The sequence below is a fragment of the Psychroserpens luteus genome (assembly GCF_015319355.1).
GTDB lineage: Bacteria > Bacteroidota > Bacteroidia > Flavobacteriales > Flavobacteriaceae > Psychroserpens > Psychroserpens luteus.
Map to the genome: position 1 here is coordinate 398258 of NZ_JADILU010000005.1, position 15858 is coordinate 414115.

Annotated in this window: 12 protein-coding genes; 9 read left to right on the forward strand and 3 right to left on the reverse strand. The window is 31.6% G+C overall.

Annotated features, from left to right (window positions below; genetic code table 11):
• The first annotated feature begins 59 nt into the window (after positions 1 to 59).
• The 5 genes from IM744_RS20850 to IM744_RS13795 all read left to right on the forward strand — a co-directional run bounded on the left by IM744_RS20850 (position 60) and on the right by IM744_RS13795 (position 9597).
• Positions 60 to 3221 carry a UvrD-helicase domain-containing protein gene (locus IM744_RS20850; RefSeq protein WP_194508722.1) on the forward strand — a complete coding sequence of 1054 codons (3162 nt, stop codon included), beginning with the start codon at positions 60 to 62 and terminating at the stop codon, positions 3219 to 3221.
• A gap of 23 nt (positions 3222 to 3244) precedes the next feature.
• Positions 3245 to 4438, forward strand: a complete 1194-nt coding sequence (gene kbl, locus IM744_RS13780; RefSeq protein WP_194508723.1) for a glycine C-acetyltransferase — start codon at positions 3245 to 3247, stop codon at positions 4436 to 4438.
• A 124-nt stretch (positions 4439 to 4562) separates the two neighbouring features.
• Positions 4563 to 5921 (forward strand): OmpA family protein, encoded by a 1359-nt coding sequence (locus IM744_RS13785; protein ID WP_194508724.1) that lies wholly within the window; start codon positions 4563 to 4565, stop codon positions 5919 to 5921.
• A 70-nt stretch (positions 5922 to 5991) separates the two neighbouring features.
• Positions 5992 to 8754, forward strand: a complete 2763-nt coding sequence (locus tag IM744_RS13790) for a PD-(D/E)XK nuclease family protein (protein WP_194508725.1) — start codon at positions 5992 to 5994, stop codon at positions 8752 to 8754.
• Positions 8755 to 9597: an alpha/beta hydrolase family protein gene (locus IM744_RS13795; protein WP_194508726.1), complete on the forward strand. Its 843-nt coding sequence runs from the start codon at positions 8755 to 8757 to the stop codon at positions 9595 to 9597. It abuts the gene before it with no gap.
• A gap of 36 nt (positions 9598 to 9633) precedes the next feature.
• Here IM744_RS13795 and IM744_RS13800 read toward each other — a convergent pair whose 3' ends face one another.
• Positions 9634 to 10431 carry a universal stress protein gene (locus IM744_RS13800; RefSeq protein ID WP_194508727.1) on the reverse strand — a complete coding sequence of 266 codons (798 nt, stop codon included), beginning with the start codon at positions 10429 to 10431 and terminating at the stop codon, positions 9634 to 9636.
• A gap of 56 nt (positions 10432 to 10487) precedes the next feature.
• On the opposite strand from IM744_RS13800, the gene IM744_RS13805 reads away from it, so the two are divergent.
• Together IM744_RS13805 and IM744_RS13810 are read left to right on the forward strand one after the other, a co-directional pair.
• Complete coding sequence (locus IM744_RS13805) at positions 10488 to 10988, forward strand: GNAT family N-acetyltransferase (RefSeq protein ID WP_194508728.1); 501 nt, start codon at positions 10488 to 10490, stop codon at positions 10986 to 10988.
• Positions 10985 to 12319 (forward strand): MATE family efflux transporter, encoded by a 1335-nt coding sequence (locus IM744_RS13810; protein WP_194508729.1) that lies wholly within the window; start codon positions 10985 to 10987, stop codon positions 12317 to 12319. Before IM744_RS13805 ends, IM744_RS13810 begins: the two co-directional genes overlap by 4 nt.
• Positions 12320 to 12596: 277 nt before the next feature.
• Here IM744_RS13810 and IM744_RS13815 read toward each other — a convergent pair whose 3' ends face one another.
• Positions 12597 to 13253 (reverse strand): 2OG-Fe(II) oxygenase, encoded by a 657-nt coding sequence (locus IM744_RS13815; protein ID WP_194508730.1) that lies wholly within the window; start codon positions 13251 to 13253, stop codon positions 12597 to 12599.
• Between the two features lie 111 nt (positions 13254 to 13364).
• On the opposite strand from IM744_RS13815, the gene IM744_RS13820 reads away from it, so the two are divergent.
• Positions 13365 to 13817, forward strand: a complete 453-nt coding sequence (locus IM744_RS13820) for a 6-pyruvoyl trahydropterin synthase family protein (RefSeq protein ID WP_194508731.1) — start codon at positions 13365 to 13367, stop codon at positions 13815 to 13817.
• A gap of 10 nt (positions 13818 to 13827) precedes the next feature.
• Positions 13828 to 14583, forward strand: coding sequence for a UDP-2,3-diacylglucosamine diphosphatase (locus IM744_RS13825; RefSeq protein ID WP_194508800.1), 756 nt, complete (start codon positions 13828 to 13830; stop codon positions 14581 to 14583).
• Here the strand turns inward: IM744_RS13825 and IM744_RS13830 are convergent, their stop codons facing one another.
• Positions 14584 to 15855, reverse strand: coding sequence for an MFS transporter (locus IM744_RS13830; RefSeq protein ID WP_194508732.1), 1272 nt, complete (start codon positions 15853 to 15855; stop codon positions 14584 to 14586).
• Positions 15856 to 15858 lie beyond the last annotated feature (3 nt).

The following is a 15858-nucleotide window of genomic DNA, read 5'->3' on the forward strand; positions in this document are numbered from 1 at the left end:
AGCGCAATTAAAAATATTAAATATCTATGAGTTCATAGATATTTAATATAATTTTAAGCGTGCAAAATAAATCTCAATTTACAATTTATAATGCTTCTGCTGGAAGCGGGAAAACCTATACACTCGTTAAGGATTATCTCAGGCTTTTGTTTCAATCTAAAAGCAGGTTGGCGTTTAGAAATATTCTAGCGTTAACTTTTACAAATAAAGCTGTTGGTGAAATGAAAGAGCGCATTATTGATATGCTCAAAGAATTTTCCGAAGAAAAAATAATTGACAAACCAAATGACATGTTTAAAGATTTAGCAAAAGAACTTGCTATCTCTCAAAAAGATCTTCATTATAAATCAAAAACATTATTAGAGATTATTGTTCATAATTATGCTGCTTTTGATATTTCTACAATAGATAAGTTTAATCATAAACTCATTAGAACTTTTGCTTTTGATCTCAAATTACCAATAAATTTTGAAGTTGAATTAGATACAGCTTCTATTTTAGCAAAAGCGGTAGATAAACTTATTGATAAAGCTGGAAGTGATGAAGAGCTTACTAAAGTATTGGTCGATTTTGCGATTGAGAAGACCGATGACGATAAAAGTTGGGACATTTCTTATGACTTTAATGCTATAGCTCAACTCTTAGTTAAAGAAAATGATATTGAATATTTAAATGATCTAAAGGATAAAAACTTAAGTGACTTTAAAACTCTTAAAACAAATTTACAGCAACAACTTAAAGTATTGACTTCTCATATTACTGAAGTTGCAAATAGTGTTCTGTCTTTAATTGAAAAGTCACAGTTAGAACATAATGATTTTACGAGCAGCTATTTACCAAAACATTTTATCAAACTTTCAGAAAAAAATTTTAATGCCTCTTTTTCTACTAAGTGGCAAATTGATTTAATAGAAGGAGGCTCCATGTGTCCTAAAAGAGTATCACCTGAAGTGGGAGATACAATTGAAAGTTTACGTTCTCAATTGATTGATGCTTTTTTAGGCACAAAAACTGCACTATTTAAAATCAAATTTTTAAAAAACGCTCTAAAAAACATTACACCTTTATCTATTTTGAGCGCAATAAGTAAAATGCTTCAAGTTATTAAGGAGGAAGATGATATTTTATTGATATCTGAGTTTAATGCTATTATCAATACTGAAATAAAAGAACAACCTGCTCCATATATTTATGAACGTATAGGTGAGAAATTTAAACATTATTTTATTGATGAATTTCAGGATACATCACAATTGCAATGGGAGAATTTAATTCCGTTAATAAATAATGTGGTTTCTGGAGAAAATTTAAAAGGAGAAACAGGAACAGCTATGTTAGTTGGTGATGCAAAGCAGGCGATTTACAGATGGCGTGGCGGACGTGCAGAACAATTTATAGATCTTTATAATAAAGACTCAAAACCTCTTGCTATAGAACAAGTTGTTAAAAACCTGCCAGATAATTATCGTAGTCATAAAACTATTGTAGAGTTTAACAATACGTTTTTTAACCATGTTGCAGATGTTGCATTTACGAATGAAAAGCACCAACAAATCTATAAAAACGCATCACAAAATGTCATTATTGATAAAACGGGTTATGTAGAAATATCCTTTTTAAATACTGAAGATGAAGATAAAAACCAATTACAATGTGAAGCGGTTTTAAACACTATAAAAAAAGCAGAAAGCAACGGTTTTAAAAGAAAAGACATTTGCATCATTGTTAGAAAAAAGAAAGAAGGCTTTGCTATTGCAGAATTTCTAAGCGATTTAAATATTGATATTATTTCTTCGGAAAGTTTACTCATCAAAAACTCCCCAGAAGTTCAATTTATAAGTCAGATTATTACATTGAGTTTGCAACCAGAGAATGATGAAATAAAAACAACGCTTTTAAATTTCATTGCTGAAAACAAATTACAACTAGATGATAAGCACAACTTTTATGAAGGTCTTGTACACTTAAAAAATAATACGTTTTTTGAAAAACTAAATACTCATGGTTTTGAATTTAATTATAATGAGTTTTTGCAACTTCCAATCTATGAAGCCATAGAAAGTATCATTCGAGGATTTGAATTAAATAAAACGTCTAACGCATATTTACAATTTTACTTAGATGAAGTTTTTGATTACTCTCAAAAGTATAACGCAAGTTTTCAAGGACTATTAGACTATTGGGAACGAAAAAAAGATAGTTTAAGTATTGTATCTCCTTCTGGTAAGGATGCCATACAGATTATGACCATTCATAAATCTAAGGGATTAGAATTTCCGGTAGTTATTTTTCCATATGCAAATCAAGATATCTATTTTGATATGACCCCTAAAATTTGGTTTCCTGTAAATAAGGACGATTTTAATGGATTCTCTTACCTATATATTAATATGAATAAGGATTTAGAATCCTTTAATGATTTGGGAGCTTATATTTACACGAATTATCGTTCGCAATTAGAATTAGATAGTTTAAATCTTCTTTATGTTGTTTTGACGAGAGCGATTGAGCAATTGTATATTATTTCAGAATACGATGTAGATAAAAAAACTAAGAGTGAAAAACTAACGCATTATTCGGGACTTTTCATTAATTATATTAAATCTATTGGTCAATGGAATGACAATGAAATGGAATATAACTTTGGCGAGGTTGGAAAAACTTCCGAAGAAAAAATAAAAGAAGAACAGCACATTACAATTGAGCAAAATCAATTGATTTCTACAAGAAAAGAGGAACACAATCTCAATATAATTACTAATTCTGGATACTTGTGGGATACTGCCCAAGAAAAAGCGATTGAACGTGGTGATCTTGTACACCATATTATGGCTCACATTAAAACAGCTGCCGACGTGGTTTCTGCATTAGAACATTTCCTAAATTCAGGAATCATTAACTTTAATCAATATGAAGAACTTCATGATCTTATTACTCGCATTGTAAATCACGAGGAATTACAATCGTATTTTGATAATACTAAGACCATATATAATGAACGAGATATCTTATCTAATAGCGGAAAAATATTTAGACCAGATAGAGTTGTTGTGGATTCAAACAATCAAGCCACAATAATTGATTATAAAACTGGATTACAAGATTCAAAACACAAAGAGCAACTATTTGATTATCAATACATATTAGAAGAGATGAATTTTAAAGTCATAAAAAAAATCTTGATCTATATTAACGAAGATATTGTGATAAAAGAATTTTAACTTTGTAAAAAATCAAATCAATTATGTACGGGAAAATCCAACAACACTTACAAAACGAAATAGAATCTATAAAAAATGATGGTCTTTTTAAAGAAGAACGTATTATCATATCTCCTCAAGGAGCAGAAATAAGTTTATCTACAGGACAAACTGTTTTAAACTTTTGTGCCAACAATTATTTAGGTTTATCTTCTCATCCAGATGTTATTCAAGCTGCAAAGGATGCAATGGATACGCATGGATTTGGTATGTCATCTGTTCGTTTTATCTGCGGAACACAAGATATCCACAAAGAATTAGAACAAAAAATAGCAGATTTCTATGGTACAGAAGACACCATACTATATGCAGCAGCTTTTGACGCAAATGGAGGCGTTTTTGAGCCATTGCTAGGAAAGGAAGATGCAATAATTTCAGATTCTTTAAATCATGCGTCTATTATAGATGGAGTACGTTTATGTAAAGCTGCTCGTTATCGTTATGCCAACAGCGACATGCAAGATTTAGAACAACAACTAATTGCAGCTAATGAAAATGGTGCAAGATTTAAAATTATTGTAACAGATGGTGTGTTTTCTATGGATGGCATCGTTGCTCCATTAGATAAGATTTGTGACTTGGCAGATAAATATGATGCACTAGTCATGATTGATGAGTGTCACGCAACCGGTTTTATTGGTAAAACGGGAAGAGGAACTCTTGAAGAAAAAGGTGTGATGGGTCGTATAGATATCATAACCGGAACTCTTGGTAAAGCCATGGGTGGAGCAATGGGTGGTTATACAACTGCTAAGAAAGAAGTTATTGAAATTTTACGTCAACGTTCTAGACCTTATTTGTTTTCAAATTCGTTAGCTCCTGCTATTGTAGGGGCTTCAATTAAAGTTTTTGATATGCTTGCTAATGATACATCATTAAGAGACACACTTGAAAGCAATACTAATTATTTCAAAAAAGGAATGATAAACGCTGGTTTTGATGTTATTGATGGAGATTCTGCAATTGTTCCAGTAATGCTTTATGATGCAAAATTATCTCAAACTATGGCTAAAATGCTCTTAGCAGAAGGGATTTATGTTATAGGATTCTTTTTTCCTGTAGTACCAAGAGACAAGGCTAGAATACGAGTACAGCTATCTGCTGCACATACAAAAACGCATTTAGATAAGGCAATCACTGCATTTATTAAGGTTGGAAAAGCTTTAGAGATTATTTAAAATAATTCCAAACACCCTATTTTTAGTACTAGTAATCAATATTTTTATATATTTGTTTTGTTAATAAAATTTAACAACTTACTTTTGTCTTTAATTAACACTTAAAAATTAAATTATTTTGAATATGAAAAATCTTAGCAGATTATTTTTCGCTTTGTTGCTAGTATTAAGCTTCAATGCAAATGCACAAGATAGCGACAATCCTTGGAAAATCGTTCTTGGTGCTAATGCAGTTGATCTTTATCCTGTAGGAGAAGACGCACCACGTGGTGAGTATTTTGATGAATTCTTCAATGCTGAAGACCACTGGAATATGTTACCATCATTATCATCTCTTTCTGTATCGAGATATATAGATAGTGGTTTTACATTTACTGCTGCTGGTTCTATCAATGAAATAAGCAAAATTGGAGATTCTAGCGCTGATGATTTATCTTACTACGGTTTAGATGGTGCTGTATCTTATAGTTTTCAAAATCTTATCAAGAAAGATTGGCTTGACCCTTACTTGGGTGCAGGTGGTGGTTATACTTGGATAGATGATATTGGTGCTGGTACTTTAAACGGTACTTTTGGTATCAACTTCTGGTTTTCTGAAAACGTAGGTCTTACTGCTCAAACTTCATACAAACATTCTTTTGAAGATTACCTTCCTAGTCACTGGCAACATACTGTTGGTTTAGCTATCAAATTTGGTGGAAAAGATACTGATGGTGATGGTGTATATGATAAAGATGATGCTTGTCCAGATGTTCCTGGTTTAGAAGCATTCAACGGATGTCCAGATTCTGATAACGATGGTATCGAAGATTCTAAAGATGATTGTCCTAATCAAGCTGGTTTAGCTGAGTTTAACGGTTGTCCTGATGGAGATAGCGATGGTGTTGCTGACAAGGATGATGACTGTCCTACTGTTGCTGGTTTAAAAGCTTTAAGAGGTTGTCCAGATGCTGATGGTGATGGTGTTTCTGATAAAGATGATGCTTGTCCTAACGAAAAAGGTCCTTCTGCTAACAAAGGATGTCCTTGGCCTGATACTGATGGTGACGGAATCTTAGATAAAGATGACAAATGTCCTAACGAAGCTGGTACTGTTGCAAACAATGGTTGCCCAGAAGTTAAGCCAACTCCAGAAGTAGTAAAAGCGTTAAACACTTACGCAAGATCTATCTTATTTGATACTGGTAAAGCTTCTTTCCAAAAGCAAACTGACAAAGTATTACAAGCTATGGTTGTAATCTTTAAAGAATACCCAAGAGCAGATTTCGCAATAGAAGGTCATACTGACAGTGTAGGTTCTAAATCTACTAATCAAGCTTTATCAAGTAGAAGAGCTAATGCTGTTAGAGATTACTTAATCTCTAACGGAATTAATGCTGACAGATTAACTGCTGCTGGTTTCGGTGAAGATTATCCTATCGCTAATAACAAAACAAGAGCTGGTAGAGCAGAAAACAGACGTGTTGAAGTAAAACTTAAATAAGTTTCACATTCACGACATAAATAAGTAAAAAAAACGCTCCAAAATTCGGAGCGTTTTTTATTTTTATACTATGAGAACATTCATAGATGACGTTATTACAGATTTAATAAAGAAAGATTATGATATTTCTCAATTAACATTTGTTTTACCAAGCAAACGTGCTGGTACTTTTTTAAAGCATGCAATTTCTACACATGTAAACAAGACCATATTTTCTCCCAGTATCGTCTCTATTGAAGAATTTATTGAAACGCTTTCAGATTTCCAATATGCAACCAATGCTGAGTTGCTTTTTGAGTTCTATGATGTTTATATTAAAAACACTCCTAAAGAACATATAGAGCCTTTTGATAAGTTTTCTAAATGGGCTCAAATATTACTACAAGATTTTAATGAATTAGATCGTTATTTAATTCAACCAAACAAAATTTTTGATTATTTAACTGCTATAAAAGAAATTGAAAACCAACATTGGTCTTTAGATGAAGAACCTACACAATACATAAAAAACTATCTTCAATTTTGGAATCGTTTAAAAACCTATTATTCTCATTTTCAAAAACAGCTTGCAACTAAGAAAAAAGGATATCAAGGATTAATATATAAGGAAGCTGTAAATAATATTGAGCAATATATAGCCCTAAATTCAACTAAAACTCATGTTTTTGTTGGCTTTAATGCACTAAACAAAGCAGAAGATTTAATCATACAACAATTACTAGAACAAGAATTAGCTCTTATATATTGGGATATAGATAGAACATTTATTGATAATCCAATTCATGATGCAGGATTGTTTACTAGAGCACATAAAAAAAATTGGACTTATTTTAATACTCACGAATTTGATTGGGTAAAAAAACATTATTCCGAAGAAAAAAACATTGAAATTATTGGTGCTCCAAAAAATATTAGTCAGATTAAATATGTTGGAGAACTTTTAGAACAGGTACTAAATAAAAAACAAAACCTCCAAAATACTGCAGTCATCCTTGGTGATGAAACATTACTAATTCCGTTGCTTAATTCTATTCCAAAATCTATTAAAGCAATTAACATTACAATGGGATTACCTCTTAAATCAATTCCATTAGCCTCATTATTTGAAAGCCTTTTTAATATTCATAAATCGATTTCATTAAACTTATATTATAAAGACATAATTAATTTATTGTCTAACCCATTTGTAATGCCTTTGTTTGATAATGAAACCTCAAACAGTGCAGAACAGTTGATTAATCATATTCAAGTTAACAATAAAGTTTACTTGACTCTAGAGAATATTAAAGAGGTTATTAGCGACCATAGTGATCTTATAGATATTCTTTTTGACAATTGGGAAGACCAACCAGAAAAGGCTCTTAAAAACTGCTCTAGCCTTATTTATAAGATTAAGACAAGTTTAGAAAAAAATAAATCTAATAACCTTCTACCCTTAGAATATTTATTTCGTTTCAATCAAGTATTTAACACTCTAGATACTTTAAACAAATCGTTTTCTCATATTAACTCAATTGCAACATTATTCAGCCTATACAGAGAACTCATAAAAAGTGAAACCTTAGATTTTAAAGGAGAACCACTTAAAGGTTTACAAATTATGGGAATGTTAGAATCAAGAGTATTAGATTTTGAAACAGTCATAATTACATCTGTAAATGAGGGCATTTTACCCGCTGGAAAAAGTAATAATTCGTTTATTCCTTTTGATGTTAAAATCGAAAATAAGTTACCAACTTACAAAGAGAAAGATGCAGTCTACACCTACCATTTTTATCGTTTATTACAACGTGCAAAAAACGCTTACATTCTATACAATACAGAACCAGATGTACTAAATGGAGGAGAAAAGAGCAGGTTTATTACGCAACTTGAAATTGAAAACAAGCATCAAATCAAACATCACATAGTTTCTGCTCAAGTGCCTTCTTTAGAGAAGAATTTAATAAAAATAAAAAAGACATCAAAAGTCATTGATAAACTCAATAAGGTTGCTAATAGAGGGTTTTCACCTTCTTCTTTAACAAACTATATGAGAAATCCTGTGGATTTTTATTATGAAAAAATCTTAGGTATTAAAAGATATGAAGAGGTAGAAGAAAGTGTTGCTTTTAACACCTTAGGAACAGTAATTCATAATACGCTAGAAGATTTTTATAAACCTCTAGTTGGTCAAATCCTTGATGTAAATCACATTAAAGAAATGAGATCAAAAATCATAGAGACAGTTGCATTTCATTTTAAAGAAGAGTTTAAAGAAGGAGATATTACCAATGGTAAAAACCTCATCATATTTGAAATTTCAAAACAGTATATATCTAATTTTTTAGATCTTGAAATGAATGATATTAAAAAAGGAAATAGCATAAAAATCTTAGCAATAGAAACAGAAAATAGAGTTCCAATGTATTTAGAATCACTATCAAAAACTGTAAACCTTACAGGTAAAGTAGATCGTGTTGATGAATACAATGGTGTCATTAGAATAATTGACTACAAAACAGGTAAAGTAGATTCTGGAAAAGTAAATATTGTTGATTGGGAAGACATCACAACAGATTATAACAAATACAGTAAAAGCTTTCAAATCCTCATGTATGCTTATATGATGCATAAGGATAATAAAATAAACCTGCCTGTAGAGGCTGGTATCATCTCCTTTAAAAATTTAAGTTCTGGGTTATTAAAATTTGCGACTAAACCCTCATCAAACAGTAGAACGAAAGATTATACTATTACTTCGGAAACTTTAGACGCATTTGAAATTGAGCTCAAAAAATTAATTTTAGAAATCTTTAATGAGGATTTATATTTTGAAGAAAAAGAAATTTAAATGACTATCAAAAATCAAATTCTAAATAGACCTCAAGAGAAACCTATCGTTTGGGATGCTTTTTTTCAACCTAACGGAAAACGAAAACCTTTAGTTGTTTTTTGTCATGGCTACAAAGGATTTAAAGATTGGGGAGCTTGGAATTTGGTTGCAGAACATTTTAGTAAACAGAATTTATTCTTTGTAAAATTTAACTTCTCACATAATGGTGGCACTATTGAAAACCCAATAGATTTTCCTGACTTGGAAGCCTTTGCCCAAAACAACTACAGCAAAGAACTTAATGATTTAGACGAGATATTAAATCATCTCATTTCCGAAGAATTTGAACATAAAAATGAAATCGATTTATCAAATATCACTTTAATTGGACATTCTAGAGGTGGCGGAATTTCAATCATAAAAACACACGAAGACAATCGCATAACAAAGCTCATTACTTGGGCTAGCATTTGTGATTTTGAAAAAAGAACTGCTACCACAGGAGAATTAAAACAATGGCGAAAAGATGGTGTAAAATATGTTTTAAACGGAAGAACAAAACAGCAAATGCCTCATAATTTTCAATTTTATGAAGATTTTAAAGCTAATGAACAACGATTACATATTGAAACTGCTGTAAAACAAATTGATGTTCCTGTTTTAATTATTCATGCTAAAGATGATCCTTCCGTAACATTTGATGAAGCAGAAGCATTACACTCCTGGAATACAAAAAATAGTCTTATTGAAATTGAAAATTCTAACCACGTATTTGATGCAAATCATCCTTGGGAGAATAATAAACTGCCAATAGCATTAAAAACCGTAGTTGAAAAAAGTATTGATTTTATAAAAGACTAATTAATTTCAAAATAAATGAATAATCTATAAAACAGATTATTTCAATCCGCTTAACACCAATACTGGTAAACTAGAACTGTGAAAATCTTTCTTTAAAATTGTATTGCTTTCCCATAATTTAGTGAAGAATCCACGTTTACGTCTCACAACACACAATAAATCTGGTTTATTAGCTTGATGATGTTCTAAAACACCTTGAAAAGTTGTTGGATTTTCAGAATACGTCGTTTTAGTAATCATAGATGCTAAATCTTCATTCACAGTAAAATCACCTTCGTTATAAAACGTTGTTTTTACTAGTAATAAATTAACAATAGATTTAAATTGATTCTTAATTTCTTTTAATGGTTGTAACGCTTCAGGTTTCTTAATCTGAGCAGATTTTAACGCCATTAAAATATAAATAATAGGTCTATATGTATATCCTTCTGGTACAATTAAAGCAGGAATATTGGTTTGCTTAATTATCTTTCCTGAAGTCTTACCTAAATACACTTCGTCTTTAATAGAATTAGTTCTTGGTTCTAATAAAATAAGATCCACATCTAAAGCCTCACAAGCCAACTCAATGGTATCTACTAATTTTCCTTTAAAAGTTTTAACAACAACCTCAACTCCTTTGGTATCTATTTTAGCAACATGTTCTTGCAAAAATGATAAACTTTCTCGCTCCAAAATATGATCTACCTTAATCATAGTGCCTGCTTTTGTATAGACATTATAAATTTGTACCACATAAAGTTTAGCACCAAAAGTACGTGCAAAATCTACAGCGTATTGTAAATGACTTTCTGCATTTTTAGAGGATCCAACAGGAACAAGAATAGACTTCATAATCAAATATTTAAAAGTAACTTTGTGTTACTATTTGGCAAAGGTAATTATTAATAATGATACGTAAAGCAACACCAATAGATATTGATACTATTCTAGAAATCACTAAAGCATGTGCAAACCACATGATTAGTCAAGGTATCCTACAATGGAATGAACATTACCCAAAACGTGAAGCATTTGAAAATGATATTGATAGACACGAACTTTATGTTTTAGAAATCAAAAACGAAATTACTGGTTGTATTGTTATTTCGACAATTATGGATGATGAATACAAACCTATAAAATGGCTCACATCAAATAAAAATAATATGTATATTCATCGTTTAGCTATCCATCCGAAACATCAAGGACAAGGTTTTGCTCAAAAACTTATGGATTATGCCGAAAATTATGCAAAACAAAATAAGTATGCTTCTGTAAGACTAGATACATTTTCACAAAATTATAGAAACCAGAAATTTTATGAACGTCGTGGTTATGAAAAATTAGGAAACATCTATTTCCCAAAACAAAGTGAATATCCTTTTCACTGTTATGAGTTCGTATTTTGAAAACAGACATCTCATTAAAAAACATTAATAAATTAGCCATTCCTGCATTAATTTCGGGAGTTGCAGAACCTATCTTATCATTAACTGACACTGCAATTATTGGTAATGTAGATTATAATGCTCCGGAATCTCTAGCTGCTGTTGGCATTGTGGGCACCTTTATTTCTATGCTCATTTGGGTTTTAGGTCAAACACGAAGCGCCATTTCATCTATCGTTTCTCAACATGTTGGCGCCAACAAATTGGATCATGTTAAAAACCTTCCTGCTCAAGCTATTTTCATTATCACATCCATAAGTATTCTCATCATTGTAACAACTTTACCTTTTTCTTCGGAAATTTTTAAACTCTACAACGCGTCTGGTACCATTTTAAATTATAGCGTTGAATATTATAATATTCGCGTTTTTGGATTTCCTTTTACACTCTTTACAATCGCCATTTTTGGAACCTTTAGAGGGCTTCAAAACACCTATTATCCAATGATTATTGCTATTATTGGTAGTATTGTAAATATTATTTTAGACTTCGCTTTTGTCTATGGAATTGAAGGTATTATCAACCCAATGCACATTAAAGGTGCAGCCTACGCAAGTGTGATTGCTCAAATAATAATGGCATTGTGTTCTGCTTACTATTTACTGAAAAAGACAGATATTTCTTTGCGAGTTACATTTCCGCTAAATCCAGAAATCAAGACTTTTAGCTTAATGATTCTTAACCTTTTTGTGCGCACACTCGCATTAAATGCAACACTTTATTTTGCAACTCGTTTTGCGACCTCTTATGGCACAGAGTACATTGCAGCTTATACAATTGCAATTAACCTTTGGTTTTTGGGTGCTTTTATTATTGACGGTTATGCAAGTGCTGGAAATATTCTCTCCGGAAAATTGCTAGGCGAAAAAAACTACAAGAAACTGGTAGAACTCAGCAACTTCTTAATTAAATGTGGCATTGGTGTAGGTTTTCTACTGACTATTTTAGGTCTAATCTTTTATAATTTTATTGGTCCTATATTCACAAAAGACCTAAAAGTACTTGAAGAATTTTATAACGTATTTTGGATTGTTCTTGCCATGCAACCGCTTTGTGCTCTTGCTTTTATTTTTGATGGCATGTTTAAAGGTATGGGTAAAATGAAATTTCTTAGAAATTTACTCTTGCTCTCAACTGGTCTTGTATTTATCCCGTTACTATTTTTATTAGACAGTTATGGTCTTAAATTATATGCGGTTTTTATTGCGCTTACTGTATGGATTATTGCCAGAGGGTTTCCGTTAATCATAAAATTTAGACAACTATTTTTGTCACTTTCACAAAAGACTTAACTTTGATCTATAATCAACTTAAATTAAGTTATGCTTTTAATAAATCTCATTCAAGATTCATCTGCTTATGATTCTGGATATACTATTGGCTATTCAATTGGTAAATATTTACCTTTCATAATTCTAGTTGTTATTGCAATTTTTCTGTTTAGATATTTTAAAAATAAAAAGTAAGCTTATGGATTTCATGTCATTTATTAGCGGAAGCGGACTCTTCCTCATCTTAGGAATAGTTTTAGTCATCGTTTATTTTTACAACCGTAACAAGAGACGATAGTTATCTCGTTTTTAACCAACCCGTAATGCTCAAACGTTCGGTTTCTACAGGTTTAACTTCGTGCTCAATAATTTGACTCTCAAAAATAACAATGCGTCCAGGAAACGGATAAATTACTTTTTCGGTTTCAATACCATGGTCGTCAATATATAAAACGAGTTCTCCTCCATTTTCTGGTTTCCAATCTTCGGTATTTAAATAACATACAAAAGATAATTTACGTCTATCATCATTTTGAAATGTATCAATATGACGTTTGTAAAAGGTGCCTTTAGGGTACAATGCATAATGAAATTCTTTATGTAAAATTCCCATGAAACAGGTTTTGTTTAGATAAGAAACCAAGTCATTTATTTGACTAAAAAATAAATCTTCTGCAGGATTAGTTTTAGTTTCATCAATCCATAAAATATGATCGCCTCTAATAGATTTTATGATTAACTCATTAACGCGATTGCCAATGGCAGCTTTTTTAAATCGATCTTCCTCATGTTTGTTTTGGAGAGATTGTCTTAAAAGTGAGACGATTTCCGAAGAAAAGAAATCATCAATTATACTAAATTTTTGTAATCCGATATCTTGGATTATCTGCTCATATACTGGGTTTTCAACAAAAGGAATCTCTTCAAAAAGTTGATTAGGCACAGCTTCAATCATGACTTTCCTTTTATAAAATTTGAGCTTCCAACGTTAAAAGCGCGCAAATGTAATCTAAAAACCAATTACTTTCGCAAAATGAATATCTTTGCACTGAAAACACATAATTAAATGAGCAATATTCGCATCACAAAACTATTTTCTTTTGAAACTGGCCATGCTTTATATGGTTACGACGGAAAGTGTAAAAATGTTCATGGTCATAGTTACCGTTTGAATGTAACGGTTATTGGAAAACCAATCACAGATAACACCAATGTGAAATTTGGGATGGTTATTGACTTTACTGATTTAAAGAAAATCGTGAAAGAAGAAATTGTAGATGTATTTGATCATGCTACAGTCTTCAATAAGAACACACCACATGTAGAGTTAGCAAAAGAACTTCAAATGAGAGATCATAATGTGCTTTTGGTAGATTATCAACCTACAAGCGAAATGATGGTGATTGATTTTGCCTCAAAAATCAAAAAACGCCTCCCAAATAATATAAAGCTTCATTCTTTAAAATTACAAGAAACAGCAACTTCTTACGCACAGTGGTTTGCTTCAGATAATGACTAAACCTACCAACATAAGAATTCCTGAGGGAAAGAAAATTTACTTCTCATCAGACAATCATTTAGGCGCTCCTACTAATGAAGCTTCACGACCTCGTGAAAAGAAATTTGTAGCTTGGCTTGATGATGTTAAGAAAGATGCTGCAGCTATTTTCCTGTTAGGAGATTTATTCGATTTTTGGTTTGAATATGGTACTGTAGTCCCTAAAGGGTTTGTAAGAACTTTAGGGAAATTGGCTGAAATAAGTGATTCTGGAATTCCAATCTATTTCTTTGTTGGTAACCACGATCTCTGGATGAATGGGTATTTTGAAAAAGAACTCAATATTCCTGTATTTCATAAGCCTAAAGAATTTACTTTCAACGATAAAACATTTTACATTGCACATGGCGACGGATTAGGACCTTATGATAAAGGTTACAAACGCATGAAAAAAGTGTTTACAAACCCTGTATTTAAGTTTCTATTCAAATGGGTGCATCCAGATATAGGTATGAGAGTAGCTCAATATTTATCTGTAAAAAATAAACTCATTTCTGGAGATGATGATGCAAAATATCTAGGAGAAGATAATGAGTGGCTTATCCAATATAGTAAATCACAATTGCAAGAACAACATCGTGATTTCTTCTTGTATGGTCATCGTCATTTACCTATGGACTTGGATTTAGGTCAAAATTCTAAATATGTAAACCTAGGTGATTGGATCACTTATTTTACGTATGGTGTTTTTGATGGTAAGGATTTTGAGTTGAAAACTTATAAGTAATTAACCTTCTTCCTTCTCATGCTCCTCAATATCCTTTCTTAAATCTAATTTTCTAAACGAAGGAGAAACCAAACCTGTAACGACTACAGTAATCAAAGTCATTGTACCTCCAAAAACAACAGCAGTCACTGTTCCCATATATTTAGCTGTGAGTCCACTTTCCAGCGCACCCAATTCATTAGAAGATCCTACAAACATAGAGTTCACAGATGACACACGACCACGCATATGATCTGGTGTCTTTATTTGTAAAATCGTTTGTCTAATTACCATTGATACACCATCTGTGACTCCACTAAAAAACAATGCAATGACAGAAACCCAGAAAATAGACGACAACCCAAATACGATAATGCAAACTCCAAAACCAAAAATGGCAACGAGTAATTTCATCCCTGCATTTTTACTAATTGGGATGTATGCTGTCACCAACATCGTCAAAAATGCTCCAACAGAAGGTGCTGCAACTAAAATCCCAAAGCCTCTTGGGCCTACTTTTAAAATATCTTGTGCAAAAACTGCAGCTAAAGCTATAGCTCCTCCAAATAAAACAGAAACCATATCTAAGGTAATAGCACCTAATATGGCTTTAGTATTAAAAACAAATGATAAGCCTTCTGATAAGCTAGACAAAATATTCTCACCAATTTTTGGATTAAGTATTGGCTTTCTAGGAATTTGAAATATCATAACAAATGAAAATAACACTAATCCAAAAACAACACATAAAGACCAGTGAACACCAATCCAGCTAAATGAAAAACCCGCAAAGGCAACACCTAAAACCCGAGCCATTTGCCAAGTAGAACTATTCCAAGTTGCTGCGTTAGGATATATTTTCTTCGGAACAATAAGTGCGACTAAAGAAAAAATAGTAGGTCCAAAAAAGGCTCTTAGAAATCCACCAAAAAACACCAAAGCATAAATCGAATATAGGATACTATTTTTTGACCAAGACTCAATAATAGTTTGAGAAGTCAACCAAAACAGTCCAAAACTTATTAATGAAAAAGCAGCGATACATACTGCTAAAAGGTTTCGTTTTTCTCGCTGATCTACAATGTGACCTGCAAATAAAGCCATAACAAATGCTGGTGCAAATTCACAAAGCCCAATTAGACCTAAACTCAAAGGATCTTTTGTTAATGCATAAACCTGCCACTCTATCACAATAAATTGCATAGACCAACCAAAAATTAGTGCAAAACGCACCAATAAAAACATATTGAATTCTCTATAACGTAATGCTGCGTATGGATCTTTTTTAGACATACA

Excerpts from the sequence above, each read along its gene's own strand:
- IM744_RS13800 (WP_194508727.1), bottom strand. The coding sequence starts at position 10,431 with ATGAAGTCTATTCTTGTTCCTGTTGGATCCTCTAAAAATGCAGAAAGT.
- IM744_RS13790 (WP_194508725.1), top strand. The coding sequence starts at position 5,992 with ATGAGAACATTCATAGATGACGTTATTACAGATTTAATAAAGAAAGAT.
- IM744_RS13830 (WP_194508732.1), bottom strand. The coding sequence starts at position 15,855 with ATGTCTAAAAAAGATCCATACGCAGCATTACGTTATAGAGAATTCAAT.
- kbl (WP_194508723.1), top strand. The coding sequence starts at position 3,245 with ATGTACGGGAAAATCCAACAACACTTACAAAACGAAATAGAATCTATA.
- IM744_RS13785 (WP_194508724.1), top strand. The coding sequence starts at position 4,563 with ATGAAAAATCTTAGCAGATTATTTTTCGCTTTGTTGCTAGTATTAAGC.
- IM744_RS13795 (WP_194508726.1), top strand. The coding sequence starts at position 8,755 with ATGACTATCAAAAATCAAATTCTAAATAGACCTCAAGAGAAACCTATC.
- IM744_RS13815 (WP_194508730.1), bottom strand. The coding sequence starts at position 13,253 with ATGATTGAAGCTGTGCCTAATCAACTTTTTGAAGAGATTCCTTTTGTT.
- IM744_RS13820 (WP_194508731.1), top strand. The coding sequence starts at position 13,365 with ATGAGCAATATTCGCATCACAAAACTATTTTCTTTTGAAACTGGCCAT.
- IM744_RS13805 (WP_194508728.1), top strand. The coding sequence starts at position 10,488 with ATGATACGTAAAGCAACACCAATAGATATTGATACTATTCTAGAAATC.